At 42.3% G+C, this 16544-nt stretch carries 13 protein-coding genes; 7 read left to right on the top strand and 6 right to left on the bottom strand.

Annotated features, from left to right (window positions below):
• Window positions 1–171: 171 nt before the first annotated feature.
• The 3 genes from PTT44_RS02240 to PTT44_RS02230 all read right to left on the bottom strand — a co-directional run bounded on the left by PTT44_RS02240 (window position 172) and on the right by PTT44_RS02230 (window position 5274).
• On the bottom strand, window positions 172–2574 hold the full coding sequence (locus PTT44_RS02240) for a glucose/quinate/shikimate family membrane-bound PQQ-dependent dehydrogenase (protein WP_168158270.1): 2403 nt from the start codon (window positions 2572–2574) through the stop codon (window positions 172–174).
• A gap of 184 nt (window positions 2575–2758) precedes the next feature.
• Window positions 2759–4036 carry a carbohydrate porin gene (locus PTT44_RS02235; protein WP_168158271.1) on the bottom strand — a complete coding sequence of 426 codons (1278 nt, stop codon included), beginning with the start codon at window positions 4034–4036 and terminating at the stop codon, window positions 2759–2761.
• A 119-nt stretch (window positions 4037–4155) separates the two neighbouring features.
• On the bottom strand, window positions 4156–5274 hold the full coding sequence (locus tag PTT44_RS02230; protein ID WP_168158272.1) for a CaiB/BaiF CoA transferase family protein: 1119 nt from the start codon (window positions 5272–5274) through the stop codon (window positions 4156–4158).
• A gap of 209 nt (window positions 5275–5483) precedes the next feature.
• Here PTT44_RS02230 and PTT44_RS02225 point away from each other — a divergent pair, with 209 nt between their 5' ends.
• The 4 genes from PTT44_RS02225 to PTT44_RS02210 all read left to right on the top strand — a co-directional run bounded on the left by PTT44_RS02225 (window position 5484) and on the right by PTT44_RS02210 (window position 10836).
• Window positions 5484–6494 (top strand): AraC family transcriptional regulator, encoded by a 1011-nt coding sequence (locus PTT44_RS02225; RefSeq protein ID WP_004695134.1) that lies wholly within the window; start codon window positions 5484–5486, stop codon window positions 6492–6494.
• A gap of 190 nt (window positions 6495–6684) precedes the next feature.
• A complete protein-coding gene (locus PTT44_RS02220; RefSeq protein WP_273795527.1) occupies window positions 6685–7890 on the top strand; it encodes an acetyl-CoA C-acetyltransferase in 1206 nt (401 codons plus the stop codon).
• Window positions 7891–8173: 283 nt separating this feature from the next.
• Window positions 8174–10306 (top strand): 3-hydroxyacyl-CoA dehydrogenase NAD-binding domain-containing protein, encoded by a 2133-nt coding sequence (locus PTT44_RS02215; protein WP_168158274.1) that lies wholly within the window; start codon window positions 8174–8176, stop codon window positions 10304–10306.
• A gap of 188 nt (window positions 10307–10494) precedes the next feature.
• Window positions 10495–10836: a hypothetical protein gene (locus PTT44_RS02210; protein ID WP_168158275.1), complete on the top strand. Its 342-nt coding sequence runs from the start codon at window positions 10495–10497 to the stop codon at window positions 10834–10836.
• Between the two features lie 32 nt (window positions 10837–10868).
• Here the strand turns inward: PTT44_RS02210 and PTT44_RS02205 are convergent, their stop codons facing one another.
• Together PTT44_RS02205 and PTT44_RS02200 are read right to left on the bottom strand one after the other, a co-directional pair.
• On the bottom strand, window positions 10869–11303 hold the full coding sequence (locus PTT44_RS02205) for a GNAT family N-acetyltransferase (RefSeq protein WP_168158276.1): 435 nt from the start codon (window positions 11301–11303) through the stop codon (window positions 10869–10871).
• Between the two features lie 61 nt (window positions 11304–11364).
• Window positions 11365–12579, bottom strand: coding sequence for a class I SAM-dependent methyltransferase (locus PTT44_RS02200; protein ID WP_273795526.1), 1215 nt, complete (start codon window positions 12577–12579; stop codon window positions 11365–11367).
• Window positions 12580–12685: 106 nt separating this feature from the next.
• Here PTT44_RS02200 and trhA point away from each other — a divergent pair, with 106 nt between their 5' ends.
• The 3 genes from trhA to PTT44_RS02185 all read left to right on the top strand — a co-directional run bounded on the left by trhA (window position 12686) and on the right by PTT44_RS02185 (window position 15350).
• Window positions 12686–13327 (top strand): PAQR family membrane homeostasis protein TrhA, encoded by a 642-nt coding sequence (gene trhA, locus PTT44_RS02195; protein WP_168158278.1) that lies wholly within the window; start codon window positions 12686–12688, stop codon window positions 13325–13327.
• 143 nt (window positions 13328–13470) lie between these two features.
• Window positions 13471–14784: an MFS transporter gene (locus PTT44_RS02190; protein ID WP_168158279.1), complete on the top strand. Its 1314-nt coding sequence runs from the start codon at window positions 13471–13473 to the stop codon at window positions 14782–14784.
• A gap of 143 nt (window positions 14785–14927) precedes the next feature.
• Window positions 14928–15350 (top strand): hypothetical protein, encoded by a 423-nt coding sequence (locus PTT44_RS02185; RefSeq protein ID WP_168158280.1) that lies wholly within the window; start codon window positions 14928–14930, stop codon window positions 15348–15350.
• A 7-nt stretch (window positions 15351–15357) separates the two neighbouring features.
• Here PTT44_RS02185 and PTT44_RS02180 read toward each other — a convergent pair whose 3' ends face one another.
• Window positions 15358–16368: a metallophosphoesterase gene (locus PTT44_RS02180; RefSeq protein ID WP_168158281.1), complete on the bottom strand. Its 1011-nt coding sequence runs from the start codon at window positions 16366–16368 to the stop codon at window positions 15358–15360.
• Between the last annotated feature and the right edge of the window lie 176 nt (window positions 16369–16544).

Here is a 16544-nt window from a genome sequence, read left to right as displayed (position 1 = left end):
CATACACACAAACCCATCCATTGCTACCGCATAAATTTTAAACTTGGCTTATCTGGGCAGATCTCAATTTTTCTATTCTTTTCTCGTCGTTACTTTGCCCTTTTAAGCCAATTGGACATAAAAATAGCCTGACGAATCAGGCTATTTGAAAGTTTAAATGACTACAAAAGATTATTTTGCATCGGGTAAGGCATATGCCACCAAAGCATCTCCCATCTTGGTACCAAATGAACCATGACCACCCGCCATAATGACCACATACTGTTTGCCATTGGCTTCATAGGTCATTGGTGTTGCTTGACCGCCCGCTGGTAGACGACCTTTCCAAAGTTCATCACCATTGGTCACGTTGATGGCACGGATATAATTATCCTGCGTACCACCGACAAACATCACATTACCCGCAGTTGAGATTGAACCACCAAGCATAGGCACCCCCATTTTAAATGGTGGTAATTGAATTCCCGGTAAGCTGTCACGGATCGTACCAATACGACGTTTCCATGCAACTTCATGAGTATTTAAATCCACACCCGCCACAAAGCCCCAAGCAGGTTGTTTACATGGCAAACCAAATGGAGACAAGAACGCACTGATCTCTACACCGTAAGGCACGCCATACATCGGTTGTACACCCGCTTCGGTGCCTGCACCTTTGGCTGTTTTCGGACGGTTTGGATCGGCTGGAATAAGCTTAGACACAAACGGTAAACCGATTGGGTTCATCACCGCAATTTGACGATCAGGGTTAACGGACATACCGCCCCATTCAAATACACCCAAGTTGCCTGGGAAAACCAAAGTTCCATTTTCTGAAGGTGGGGTATAAATACCGTCATAATTCAGTTTGTGGAAAGACACACGGCACATCAACTGGTCAAACATGGTTGCGCCCCACATTTGCTTATCCGTCAATTTCTCTTTTGGCGCAAGGTCAAAGTCTGAGAAAGGTTGTGTCGCAGAGTAACGCTCACCTTTGGTTTGCGGCCCACGTTTCACTGTTTGTGGTACAGGTTTTTCCGTAATTGGAACAATGGCTGCACCAGTACGACGGTCTAGAACAAAGGCATTACCTGTTTTCGTTAATACGTAAATGGCAGGAACCATTTTGCCTGACTTATCTTTAATATCCGTCAATGTCGGCTGTGATGGTACATCCATATCCCACAAATCATGATGCGTGGTTTGGAAGTTCCACACCAACTTACCTGTTGAAGCATTCAGTGCCAGCATTGAGTTAGCATAACGCTCATGCAACTCAGTACGGTTACCGCCCCAAATATCTGGCGTACCCACACCCGTTGGAATGTAAACCATATCCAAGGCTGCATCATAGGCTAATGGTGCCCATGCATTCGGTGAGTTTTGAACATACTTTTGACCTGGAGCTGGAATCGCGTTCGGATCTTCTGCACCTGTGTCAAAGACCCACAACAATGCGCCGGTATTCACATCATAACCACGAATCACACCTGAAGGTTCTTCAGTTGAATAGTTATCTGTGGTTGAACCCGCAATAATAATCGTCGTGCCTGTGACCACAGGTGGAGAAGTTGGGATATAACCACCCGGATAAGGGAACGGCATATCTTTTTGTAAGTCAACTTCACCATTTTTACCAAAGTCAGTACAACGCTCACCAGTATCAGCATTGATAGCAACCAAACGGCCATCATTGACAGGTAAAATCACTTTTTTTGGACATTCAGTCGATGTTGATTTTTTTGAAGCCAAACTGGTTTCAAAACCAGCCGTATTGTTCGCATCATAATAAGACACGCCACGACAGGTTAAATGTTGGAAAGTATTGTCCGCTTTGAGTTTCGGATCAAAAGTCCATTTCGCCTTACCTGTAGCTGGGTCAAGTGCAACCAGTTTTTGGTGCGTGGTACAGATATACATATTGTCCCCAACTTTAATTGGGGTGACCTGATTGGTGGTTTCACCAGAGTCATTTTCTGTTTTAAAGTCGCCTGTGTTATAGGTCCAAGCGACTTTTAAATCCTTAACATTCTCAGAATTAATTTGCGTTAAAGGAGAATAGCGCAAGCCAGATTGAGTACGGCCATATGCAGGCCAGTCGCCATCAGCAACACCCGGAATGGACTGCGCGGTTGCAGGTTGCTTACTGCTCAGTTCACCTCGAATTTCTTGAGGGTCATTAAATACAGCATAAATCATCACTGCAATAGTAATTGCCAGTGAACCTGTTAAAACCAGTTTTGCACTTTTAGCGTTGTCAAAGCCACGTGTGACCGCTGGAATGAGTAGCCACAAGCCAAATAAACCAAGGATATCTAAACGTGGTGCCAAGGCAAAGAAGTCTGAACCCACTTCCCATAAGCCCCAAACCACTGTACCCAAGACCAACAACGCATAAACGATTAATGCCGTACTTTTTAATTTTTGCAGTAGAACTGCAGTCGCGATGAAGAGTAAACCTGCAATGATGTAGTACCAAGACCCACCAAGCACTGCAAGATAAATCCCTCCTATCAGCAGGACTAAACCAAAGATTACAGCAATCACAGCTGTAAAAGTTTTAAGCCCTGAACCTGAAGACGGAGTACTCATATTGACCACCTTTTTCTTAGATTCTGTTAAAAGCTCATATCGTTTTAATATCGATATGAGCACCTAGACAGTTTTTAGATTTTAAGTATCTGTCCAAACGACTTATTTCGAACAGTTTTATGCTTTGAACAACCGTTAAAAGTATTTATCAACCTTGCTGGACAAATACTTATCGATCTAGAAACTAAAATGCGGTCTGGAATTTAATTCCGCCGACCCATGCATTTTCACCATTTTTATACGCGCCTACATGGCGGATATATTGGATATTGGGACGAATGGTTAACCAATTAGCTGCATGAATACCGTAGTAAATCTCGGCATCATATTCTTCACTTTGTAGGCCACGGGCGTCGACGCTGTTATTGACAATATTCGCGTCATTGACATCATCATTGATATTAATACGGGCTAAGCCAATCGCGATTTCATCTTGAGGGCGAGCATCAAAAGCGCCTTTATAGACCAAACCAATATTCTGCATGTCGCGAACCGTATTGGTATCTGAATCATGTAGTGTGAGATTCACAAAGCCTGTTAAACCGCGCGCGGCATCACCGTGATGTGCTGTGAGTTGCTGCTTGGCAACGACCCAGCCGCCTTGTTTATGTGAGGTTTGCTGTGGGTTTTGAATGTCTGCGGCATCTGCCGAACTGTAGTAATAACCCGCACGATATTCGCCAGGTAACTTATTTACACCTACAGCAGGTTGCCACACCACTTCAGCAGGAATAATGGCCCCCTGCGAACCATCGGTACTTAAGTTCCAGCCTTTGCCACGTTCTAAGTTTTCAGGGTTATATTCATACACCCCGACTTGTGCATACAGGTCTGGCCGAAGGTTATATTTGACTCGCGCAGCCCACTGGCTGACAGGCCAGTTGTACCACTGATCACCGACCCAGTTACCAACTTGAGAGCCACAGAGCGCAAGGTTTTGGAAATCACAGTCGAAACTGTTGAAGTCTTCACCTTCACCAAAACGACCAACTTTGATGTCTAACTTTTGATCCATGAACTTTTTCTTAATCCACAAATCCGTTAAACGCCACGTCTGTCCACGTCCCCACACTTCTTGAGTGGAACTTAAATGTCCATCTAAAGCATCGGATGTTTGAGAAAGTGAACGCCCATTGCGTTCGGTAATGGTGATTTGAGCCTCAGTATCCTGCCAACCCAAAATCTTGTCTAAATCGAAGTGCGTACCAAATGCAAACTGGTCTGCATATTCGGTACCATGACTTGAAGAATGCGAGGCATCGAGCAACGTTGCCATTTCACCCGTATAACCAAAGCTAAAGTCGTAGCCTTTTTGCTGCAATGCGCTGCGCTGACCATTCCAGTCACCCAGCATCCAAGGGCTTTCTGCCTCAAAGGCATTTGCAGCATACACACTTTGAAAGCAGCAACTGAGCGCTAAGAGACTGAGGTTAAAACACCAACTTCTTTTACATTTATTCATAATTGGTGACCTTTCTTACAAAATTACAACTAATCGATATGATACGCTTTATTTGTATAAAAACCCATTTTATGACGTTTTTTTGTTTTAAATCTATTCAAATTATCGCTATATGATATTTATAAAGAATCAAAACCGAGCGGTTTGCCTATAAATTCATATCTTATTTTTGAACGTGAAAACTTAATTGGACAAGCTAATTGTTGTTCGCTTTTTGTACTCCCCTCTTGTAAAGGTACAGAAACCACCCATGCACGATCTTTTGCTAACTGCGAATCGAGTGCTTCATCCAACTTTAATACAGGCTCAACGCAGACATCTTGCTGCTGAAAAATTGCGTTCCACGTGGCAAAATCTTGGGTTTTAATTTTGTCTTTTATTGCTTGTTTCACCACCTGACGGTCTTCGGTTGCCAATGAAGCTCCTTTTTCAGCCACAATCGGCAATTCTAAAATTTGTGCCAACCCATATAAAAACTGTGGCTCTAAACTCCCAATCGATAAATAACGCCCATCTTGCGTTTCATAATAGTCATAAAAAGTCGCACCATTGAGATAGCTTTGCTCGGGTCCTTGTTTTTCCTGCCCTGCTAAGCTCGCAGCTGCGGCCATGCTACTGAGCCCCACCACACAGTCGGTCATAGAAATATCAATATACTGCCCCAAACCACTCCGCTGTCTTTCAATTACTGCGGCTAAAATTCCAATCACGCTATGTAAAGAGCCGCCTGCAATATCCGCAATTTGAATCCCCATTGGTGGTGGCCCACTGTGCTGTCGTCCGCTATGTCCCGCGATCCCTGACAAAGCTACATAGTTGATATCGTGTCCTGCTTTATTTTGATACCCCCCTGTTTGCCCATAACCCGTAATGGAACAATAGATCAAGCGCGGATTAATTTCAGATAAGATCTGATAGTCGAGTCCCAATCTTTGCATCACACCTGGACGGAATTGTTCAATTACAATGTCATAGTCTGAAATTTTCGATTTGATCAGTTCAATATTGGCAGGATCTTTCAAATCAAGAGCGACAGCATGCTTATTTCGGTTGAGATAACTATGTGCAGTGGCCTGTCCATTGGCATAAGGTGGCATTAAACGGATCAGATCAGGTCGGGTTGGAGACTCGATGTGGATCACTTCTGCACCTAGGTCTGCTAAGTACATTGTTGCAAAAGGTCCGGGCAAAAGTGTAGAAAAATCGAGAACTTTCAATCCTTTCAATGCCATATCCATGTTTATTTTCTCTTTTTATGTTGATTTTTTAGCTATTTTAGAAATATAAAAGCAACAAAACAATGTCATGTTCAGCCATTTACCTTGATCATTTCGGCAATTTAACATGTAAAAAGGCAAAAAACTTTAGTGTAAATTGCCTAAAATACTTTTTTTAGCGTCATTTAGGTCAAACGCAAGTGAATATAAAAGAGACTGAAGGATTAAATATGAGCCGCGATACCATTAGTATCCATTTCGTCAATGCGGCTTTAACTGGCGTAAAACGTCTCGGCATGGATGTCGAAACATTACTTTCTCACGTAGGGATTGAGGCAGAACTGCTGCGTCAACCTAAAGCCCGTATTTCTCCAGAACAATATACTCGCTTCGTTAAAATGTTATGGATGGTGACCCAAGACGAACATGTTGGCTTCGATAAGCAACCGCGTCGTTTAGGTACGTTTGCCATCATGTGCCAGCTGATTATTCATGCCAAAACCTTAGGCGATGCTTTAGAACTGTCTTCACAGTTTTATAAATTGTTTGGTGATGAATGGTCGGTGACATTAGAGCGCGACAAGCATGAAGCTCGTCTTGTTCCTCAGATTCCAAAATCGATGGATCCAGATCACTTCATTACCGAAAGTATGCTAATGATTTGGCATGGTCTCGCATCTTGGTTGATTGAACGTCGTTTACCGCTAGAACGTGTACACTTTGGTTATGAACGTCCGACTCATGCAGATGAGTACGATGCCCTGTTCTTCGCACCTGTGATGCAGTTCGACATGCCGCGTACCGAAATCACTTTTGCGGCAGATTATTTGGACTTACCAATTCGTCAAAATGAAGAAACATTAGAAGAGTTCTTAAAAGCCGCACCTGCACAGTTGCTGGTGAAATTTAAAAACACCAACTCACTCACTTCACGTATTCGTGATGTATTGAAGAGTCAAATTGGTGAGGAAATGCCAACTCTGAATGATGTGGCTTCTATGTTGTATTTATCTCCACAAACGTTGCGTCGCCGCTTAGCTGCTGAAGGTAAAAGTTACCAAGGCGTGAAAGATGCATTACGTCGTGATGCTGCAATCCACCTACTATTGAACCCAGGTTTGACTTTAGAAGATGTGGCACAACAAGTGGGCTTTAGTGAAACCAGTACCTTCCACCGTGCCTTTAAGAAATGGACTGGGGTCACACCCGGTTTATATCGCCAACTACACGGCTATCACTAATTTTCTAGTTTAACGACGGTTCGGCACATTGCTAAACCCAAGATTTCGATCTTGGGTTTTTTTATGCCCAAATCTTCAGTCTATTGGCAAAAAGATTCATCTGACCTGACCCGTTCTAGTCATTGCATCACGGCCATTAATTTGTACACTCAAATGCATAACAACTTAAAAGTCATAAAAAGGAACAGCTATGAGCGAGGCTTATATCATTGACGCCATTCGCACACCACGCGGAAAAGGAAAGAAAGATGGTTCATTGCATGAAGTGAAGCCGATTACTTTACTGACAACATTATTGAATGAATTGAAAGATCGTCATCATTTAGATACCTCGAAAGTAGATGATATTGTCTTGGGTTGTGTCACGCCTATTGCAGACCAAGGTGGTGATATTGCAAAAACTGCGGCAATCGCAGCGGGTTGGGACAATGATGTTGCCGGTGTGCAAATTAACCGTTTTTGTGCATCAGGTTTAGAAGCCGTAAACATGGCTGCGCAAAAAGTACGTTCAGGTTGGGAAGACATTGTTGTTGCAGGTGGTGTTGAGTCAATGTCACGTATTGCAATGGGTTCAGATGGTGGCCCGTGGGCATTAGACCCTGAAACCAATTTAAAATCACACTTCGTTCCGCAAGGGATTGGTGCAGATTTAATTGCAACATTGGATGGTTATACGCGTTCAGATGTCGACTCATTTGCTGCAAATTCGCAACGTAAAGCGGCAGCTGCGCAAGCTGCGGGTTATTTTAATCAATCTGTGGTTGCTATTAAAGACAAAGCTGGCGTGACCATTTTAGATCAAGATGAATTTATCAAACCGTCAACAACAGCAGAAGGTTTAGCAAAACTCAATCCAAGTTTTGAAATGATGGGTGCTATGGGTTTTGATGCGATTGCATTACAACAATATCCAGAAGCGCAAAAAATTAACCATGTGCATCACGCAGGAAACTCATCAGGTATTGTCGATGGTGCAGCACTTGTATTGCTGGCTTCCGAAAAAGCCGTTAAAGAACAGGGCTTAAAACCACGTGCCAAAGTATTGGCGACCGCATTGGTGGGTTCAGATCCAACCATTATGCTGACTGGGCCTGCACCTGCTGCGCGTAAAGCGTTGGCAAAAGCTGGTTTGACGATTGACGATATTGATCTATTTGAAGTCAATGAGGCTTTTGCATCTGTGGTGATGCGTTTTATGACGGAATTAAAAGTTCCTGCTGAAAAAGTCAATGTGAATGGTGGTGCAATTGCGATGGGACATCCATTGGGTGCGACGGGTGCAATGATTCTCGGAACTTTACTGGATGAGTTAGAACGCCAAGGCAAAAAGCGTGGTTTGGTAACATTATGTGTAGGTGGTGGCATGGGTATTGCGACCATTATTGAGTTGGTATAACCACCTAAATTTTATTGAGCATTTGATACACAAATCAGTCATACGCAACCTACCCATTTTTTGAATCTAATGTTTTTGCAATCCTTTCGATAGGAATAGTCATTAAAACAGGTTTTGCGTATGACAATGGTTTTGCCTACTTTTGCCGAAACAAAAGTAGGTCGAACCGAAGGTTAAACCCGAAATTAAAATAAATTTGGAATGACTCTGCGATGCTGAAAATTCATACAACTATGCAGAAGTATACATTTCAAGTTCAAAAAATCATTTGGATAAAAACTTTATGAGCGCAATTCAATATCTTAAAAATGACGATGGCATTATTATTCTGACTTTAGATTCTCCAAATCAATCAGCAAATACCATGAATGGTGATTTTCGTGTCGCTTTGGAAAATATTGTTTCTAAACTGAAATCTGAAACATCAATTACAGGGATTATTTTCCGTTCAGCAAAAAAAACCTTTTTTGCAGGCGGTGATTTGGATGAGTTGATTCAAGCTCGTTTGGAAGATGCCACTCCATTTTTTGAAATGATTCAGAAAATGAAAGCAGATTTTCGCTATATCGAAACTCTAGGTGTTCCTGTCGTTGCAGCATTGAATGGTACAGCTTTAGGTGGTGGTTGGGAAATCGCTTTAGGTTGTCATGTACGTATTGCATTGAATGATCCTAAAACGAAGTTTGGTTTGCCTGAAGTGACTTTAGGTCTACTGCCGGGTGGTGGTGGTATCGTGCGTATGGTACGCCTTTTAGGTTTACAAAATGCTTTTCCATTCTTAATGGAAGGTAAGCAGTTTGGTGTGGACAAAGCAAAATCTCTTGGTTTAATTCAAGATACTGCGGAAACACCTGAAGAGTTGATGGATAAAGCCATCGCTTGGGTAAAAGAGCATCCAAAATCACAACAACCTTTTGATGTTAAAGGTTATAAAATTCCGGGTGGTGATCCTAAAACACCTGCGGTTGCGCAAATATTGGCAATTGCACCAGCGATGCTACGTGATAAAACCAAAGGTTGCTATCCTGCTCCTGAAGCGATCATGGCGGCTGCGGTTGAAGGTGCGCAAGTCGATATAGATACGGCACTGACCATTGAATCTCGTTATTTTACTTATCTTGCAACTGGTCAAATTTCAAAAAACATGATCGGTACTTTTTGGCATGGGATGAATGCCATTAAAGCAGGGGCAAGCCGTCCTAAAGATGTTGCAAAATGGCAAGCGACCAAAGTTGGTGTGCTTGGTGCAGGGATGATGGGTGCAGGCATTGCTTACTCTACAGCAATTAAAGGCATTCCCGTTGTACTAAAAGATGTTTCTGTTGAAAATGCAGAAAAAGGCAAAGCCTATAGCCAAAAGTTACTGGATAAAAAGGTCTCCCAAGGTCGTATGACGGCTGAAAAACGTGATCAGGTTTTAAGCCTAATTACTGCTACAGCATCTGCTGAAGAACTGAAAGGCTGTGATTTAATTATTGAAGCAGTATTTGAAAATCAAGAACTCAAAGCGAAAGTCACTCAAGAAGCCGAAGTATTCCTTGTAGAAGGTGGTGTGATGGCTTCAAATACTTCGACATTACCGATTACTGGTTTGGCAAATGCATCGAAAGATCAAGCAAACTTTATTGGTCTGCATTTCTTTAGTCCCGTCGATAAAATGCAATTGGTTGAAATCATTAAAGGTAAAAACACTTCTGCTGAAACTTTGGCAAAAGCGTATGACTATGTACAGCAAATTGGCAAAATTCCGATTGTTGTCAATGATAGTCGAGGCTTCTTTACCAGTCGTGTTTTTGGTACTTTTGTTCAGGAAGGTCTACGTTTATTGCATGAAGGTGTACATCCAGCTCGTATTGAAATGGCAGCACTCAAAGCAGGTATGCCCGTTGGCCCATTAGCCATTCAAGATGAAGTTGCATTAACACTTTCTGAACATGTTGCCAATGAAGCGCGTAAGGCGCTTCAGGCTGAAGGTAAAGATTTACCGCGTTCAGGTGCAGATGATGTGATTCAAACCATGATTCATATTTTTGACCGTAAAGGTAAAGCTGCTGGTGCGGGTTTCTATGATTATCCCGAAGGTGGTAAAAAACATCTTTGGGAGGGTTTGAGCCATTGGAAGCAAGATGTCGATATCTCTGAACAAGAAATGATAGACCGCTTCCTGTTTGTACAATCGCTAGATACCTTACGTTGTTATGAAGAAAATGTTCTTGAATCTGTGATTGACGCCAATATCGGTTCGATCTTTGGGATTGGTTTTGCGCCGTGGACAGGCGGTGCAATTCAGTTTTTAAATCAATATGGTTTAGATCAAGCTGTACAACGTGCCAGTGAACTTGAAGCGAAATACGGTGAGCGTTTCAAAGCACCGCAACGTCTGATTGAATCGGTGTCATCGGGTCAGATTCGCTAAAACTTCCACCTTAAAAAAGGGATCAGCAGATCCCTTTTTTGCGCTCGCAGCACACAACAAAATTAACCTGCTGATTCAGCATCTAATTTTGACTTATTTTAGTGCATTCTTTTCAAGCCCGACGTAGTTTTTTGTGTTATAAAGTTACATAGTTTTAGATTTATTTTTATTCAATTGGGCTGTTGCACATGACTGACAATACTTCTCCTGAAAAATCACCATGGGGTTGGAAAGCACTGATTATTGCTTTCATTTTAAGTGGAATTTTCTTAGGTATCTTCTACCTTGCGATCACCAATGAGCCTGACTATATGCCAAGTCAGCAAACGCAGCAAAACTCTCAGCAACATGCTTTTAAAAACGCGCCTGCAATGTCTGAAGAAGCGATGGCCAAAGCACAAGCGGATAAAGAAGCGCGTGAAGCAAGAGCTCAAGCAGCTTCTGAAGATACCACAGAACATGCAACCGTTGATGAGCACGACATGAGTGCCGATGAACACGCGAAAATGTCATCTGAACATGGTCACTAATATGCTGTGACTAATAAAAAAGCCCTTAAAAATCAGGGCTTTTTTATGGATGATAAACGCATATGGATATGCGGAATACCACAATCCAAATACTCCTCACCCTCTTGCATAAAGCCCAAAGCCTGATAAAACGCTTGCGCATGCACTTGAGAAGACAAGACTAAAAATGGACGCTGTTGCTGTTGCGCATATGCAATCACCGCCTGCATCAGAACTTTGCCTACACCCAAACCACGATGTGACTTTAAAACTGCAACACGACCAATACTATGATTTTGCAAAAGTCGTGCAGTTGCAATGGCTTGATCTTGCTCATAGACCACAAAATGAACTGCGATTTTATCTTGCTCATCCCACTCATCTTCAGCAGCAATGTTTTGCTCTTGAATAAAGACCTGCTCACGAATCATTTTCGCAGCCTGTTGCAACTCTTCCCATGTTCCGTGCGTAATTCTCAAGCTTGGCATTTTCATTTTTCCCTATAAATCATCTCTATATTGGTCATTGCACTAAAAAGTGATGTTCAGATCAGCATTTACAGCCTACATCTTGCTGATCCCATTGATTATTCAACAGCAACTCCAGTGAATGCTTTTGAATACCATACATCTCTTTCAAGGCTTGAATTTGTGCCAAGACAGCAACATCGGGCGCTTGATAATCCTTACGCTTGGTTGCCAAAATCATTTTATTTTTGCTGGTATGCTCAAGTGCTACAAACTCAAACACTTTGGTTTCATAGCCATAGGCTTTGAGTAATAAGGCACGAATAGTATCGGTCAGCATTTCAGCTTGCTGTCCTACATGAATGCCAAACTGCAACATGGGTTGTAACACAAGCGGAGCTTTCAGTTGTGGGCGTAATTCCTTATGACAACACGGCGCGCACATGATCATTTCAGCATTTAAACGAATGCCCGTATGGATCGCAAAGTCAGTCGCGACATCACATGCATGTAGCGCAATCATCACATCGAGGCGTTCAGGTTGGTACGTCCGAACATCACCCTGAAAAAAATCAAGTTGCTGAAAAGCCGACTTGTTCGCAACCTCCTGACAAAATTCCACCATCTTGCTGTTTAGCTCAACCCCAGTCACAAAAGGATTCAGTCCTTGCTTCAGCAAATAATCATACAAAGCAAAGGTTAAGTAGCCCTTTCCTGAGCCAAAATCGACCACGCGCAGTTGTTCAGGCAGCTGAATATGACTTAGTGCCCCTGAGAAAATTTCGACAAACTTATTAATCTGCTTCCACTTACGCGCCATACTTTGAATGATGTGCGCTTTTGCATCGGTAATACCAAGCGGCTGTAAGAAATAACTGTCTTGATCGACAAAACGCTGTTTGACACGGTCATGACCTTGCTGCTCAACAGCTTTGGTTACCGTTTTATTTTTACTTTGCGTCAGCATGGCTTTCTTCTTGTTCTTCTTCAGTTGCAACTCTTGTTCAGTTGTCAGCAGATTGGCTTGTTTACACTGTGCCAAAAGTGCAGTCACCGTATCAAGTGCTGTGTCTAATGAATAATTTTTGGTGACATCTTGGGTTTTATGGCGATATAAACAGCTCAATACAGGCTGTCCTTGCAACATGACGACTCGAAAAGTCATCTTCTCGAGTTGCTCAAGTTCACCCTGATATTGACTCAGAATCATCCGATCAAAACTTTGAGATTCAAGCGCTTGCTGAAAAGCTTGAAGGAATTGCTGCTCTTGTGCAGTGGACGATACCGAAACGGTCATAATAGAAACCAAAAAAAGAATTGCGATTAAATTTTAAAGCGTCTTACGCTAAATGCAAATTTGAATTACGATACAGTTGTATATTTTATAAAAATGCACATGACTTATGATCGCTCACCCTGTTGTAAACTACGATCCAGTTGAAGAAAGAATCAATTTTATTAGCCATGCTATTGGAGCAGGTCTTGCACTCATAGCGGGTATTTTATTGATTATCAAAGGGTCTTACTTAGAAACAGCGCAGTGGATCGGGCTATGGGTCTATGCTTTGAGCCTATTTTTATTATTTGCCGCATCAAGTTTGTATCATTTTGCGGAATCACCAGAGCGTCGCGGCTGGTATAAAAAATTAGATCACACTGCCATTTATTATCTGATTGCAGGAACCTACACTCCATTTTTGTCTATCGCACTGCCCACGCAAAAAGCTCATTACCTACTCATTGCACTTTGGGTGATTGCACTCTTTGGTACACTATTCAAGTTAGTTTTCATTCATCGCTTTGAAAAAATTTCACTGATCGCTTATCTGCTTATGGGTTGGCTGGCTGTACTGGTAATGGATGATATGCAACGCTTTTTATCTAAACCAGCTTTGACTTTTTTAATCATTGGTGGACTTTCCTATACCATCGGTGCATTGTTTTATGCGCTAAAAAAGGTAAGATATACGCACGCTATCTGGCATATTTTTGTATTGATTGGTGCAGGATCACATTTCCTGTCCATCTATCTTTACGTGATATAACCCGCGCGCACTACATTTTTTAGCAACCCTAATTCCGTAGTCTGCCCGAGGAACATTCGTATTTTTTTAAAAAATTACGCCTTTTTTAAAAAGATGACGCTTTTAAAACTCAGTTCGACTATTTTTTAAGTGTAAGGTCTACCATGGCGTCATTAAATACTGCTGTTGCTGAACAGCAGCCTGTAAACTCAAAATTCCGCGTACTTACAGCCAGTCTGGTAGGTACAACTATCGAATTCTTCGATTTTTATATTTATGCCACTGCGGCTGTCATTATTTTTCCGTACCTGTTCTTTCCAGCAAGTACCGATCCAATGACTGCGACCATTCAGTCTTTGGCAACCTTCGCGATTGCCTTTATTGCACGCCCGATTGGCGCTGCACTCTTTGGACATTTAGGTGATCGTATCGGCCGAAAGGCGACCTTGGTTGCAGCTTTGCTGACCATGGGACTTTCAACCGTGTGTATCGGCTTATTGCCCACCTATGCACAAATTGGAATTGCCGCACCATTACTGCTTGCGCTGTGTCGTTTAGGTCAAGGTCTCGGCTTAGGTGGTGAATGGTCGGGTGCGGTATTGCTTGCCACAGAAAATGCACCCGAAGGTAAACGTGCTTGGTATGGTATGTTCCCCCAACTGGGCGCGCCGATTGGCTTTATCTTGGCAACTGGTTCATTCTTAACGCTGGGTCATTTTATGACTGAAGAAGCGTTTATGACATGGGGCTGGCGTATTCCCTTTATCTCAAGTGCATTATTGGTAATTGTAGGCCTGTGGATTCGTTTACAACTTCATGAAACTCCGGCGTTCCAGAAAGTTTTAGACAAGCAAAAAGAAGTTAACATACCGTTTAAAGAAGTGATCACCAAACACTGGGGCATGTTGATTTTAGGTACCATTGCAGCCATTTGTACCTTTGTGGTGTTCTACCTCACGACGGTATTTGCTTTGCAATGGGGTACCAAACAGCTGGGTTACACCCGCGAACAGTTCTTACAACTTCAACTGGTCGCAACCCTCTGCTTTGCTGCATTCATCCCCTTGTCAGCAGTTTTAGCGGAAAAATTTGGTCGTAAAACCACGTCTATTGCAGTCTGTGTTGCTGCAGCGTTATTTGGTTTAGTGTTCTCAAGCATGTTGGAATCAGGCAGTACTCTTATTGTGTTCTTGTTCCTGTGTATTGGTTTATCCATCATGGGTTTAACCTATGGACCAATTGGTACTGTGCTCTCTGAAATTTTTCCAATATCCGTTCGTTATACAGGTTCAGCGCTGACCTTTAACCTTGCGGGGATCTTTGGGGCATCATTTGCACCTCTCATTGCCACCAAGCTTGCAACCACCTACGGTTTACACGCAGTGGGTTACTACCTCACGGCGGCATCGCTTCTGTCATTATGTGCATTTTTAATGATCCGTGAAACCAAAAATGATGATGTAAATAATCAAATTTAACCCTGAATTTGATGTCTAAAAACCAGCACAATGATGCTGGTTTTTTTATACTGATCCTTTAACAAACGCTACAAAAACCATATTTAAAATCTGTCGTTTTACTTCAAAAATAGAGAGAAATACAAGGTGAATAGGGCTTAAAAATGGATGAAAAAATACAACAACTCACCAATGAACAACTCCTTGATGTCATCGTATTAGTTGAAGAAAATAAAATTATTCAAGCCATTCAATACATCGCCACACATACCGCTTTTCAATACGATGATGCACAAGAGATCGTGACTGAACTCACGAAGCGGCATGATGCTGCACTAAAAAGCATGTATCGCCATAAACGGCATCAACAACCACGCATATCAACCGCTGAATTAAGACACCACAGCTCCCTTGTGTCTGAAGGACGAAGCTTTACACAACAACAGCCGCAAAGCCCGCATAGCACAGCAGTGAATAACCTCGATGCAATACAAGACCTACACGCGCTCCATACAAAAAACCACAACCTTTGGATCGTCTTGGCTGTGGTCATTTTGGTTTTAAGCTTTATTTTTTATTGGTTCTAAACCCATCTTAAATCAGTTCAATAATATCGATCGTCGGTGGTACGCGAAAACGAAACGGCACACCCACCATACCTGTTCCAACAGTGACAAACACATCCGCATGTTCATGTCGGTACAAGCCTTTTTTGTGTCCTAATATAGATACTTTTTTCATTACATAGTCTGTGAGCCATGGCAGCTCAACTTGACCACCATGTGTATGACCCGAAAGCATTAAAGGACGGCTGGGTAAAGCGGGTATCATATCGACCGTGTCTGGATTGTGCGATAGGATGACCCAAGGTTTGTCCTGCGGTAAATGCGGCATAAAACGCATATCAGCCTTGCCTGCCCACAAATCCCCGACCCCAATCAAACGAAACTCTTCAAACTCAACAATCTGACCTTCAATATCAATAACATTATTCACCGTCAAAGCATGTCTTAACAAATTTTGAATCGGCGGACCTGGATATTGCTCATCATGATTACCATTGACCGAATAGACGGGTGCATTAATTTCTTGCAATACCTTTAACTCTTCTGCCAGTGTACTTTCAGGTTCATACGTCCAGTCGCCTGCAACCACCACCAAATCAGTTTTTTGTTCATTCAGCCGCTTGACGATAGTTTTCAGTTGTCGCTCATGCCCAGAAAAGAGACCAATATGTAAATCGGCAATTAAGGCAACACGAACAGGTTTGAGTAATTTATAATCTTCTTGGATTTGATATTGAGTGGTTTTGACATGCACAAAATGCGGTTCAACGAAACGTGCATAACACAGCACACCACTGACCAAAAACACAAAAATAGCTTCATGCCATGAATAATAGCCCTGAAAACCAGCATATATGCTAAAGAAAAACAAAGGAATGAGTAAATACGAGAGATAAAAAGCCAACAAATGCACAAAGGCCTTAAATGGATGAATGGTCTCCGTATTGGTTTGGCTGATCCATGCCTGATACACCGCCCACCCCGCTAGCAAGGCCATCGCAATATAAAAATAGAACACGACGGAGTGTGTATTGATCATAGACTTTTACTCACAAATTGTTCATCAAGAACTCATAATCTTATGTTTATCTTTTCATAGCTCAGAATTATACTCAAACCAAATTTATAGACCTTATGACGATGGAAAAACCTCACGGCTTAGCAAAACAAACTTCATTCCGCTCATCTTCTACTCAGCAAGGTGCCAAACTTTTG

It is taken from the genome of Acinetobacter sp. Gutcm_16 (genome assembly GCF_028649355.1).
GTDB classification, from domain to species: Bacteria; Pseudomonadota; Gammaproteobacteria; order Pseudomonadales; family Moraxellaceae; genus Acinetobacter; species Acinetobacter johnsonii.
Note: the sequence above shows the minus strand (reverse complement) of the source record. Positions and strands in the feature narration are given on the sequence as shown.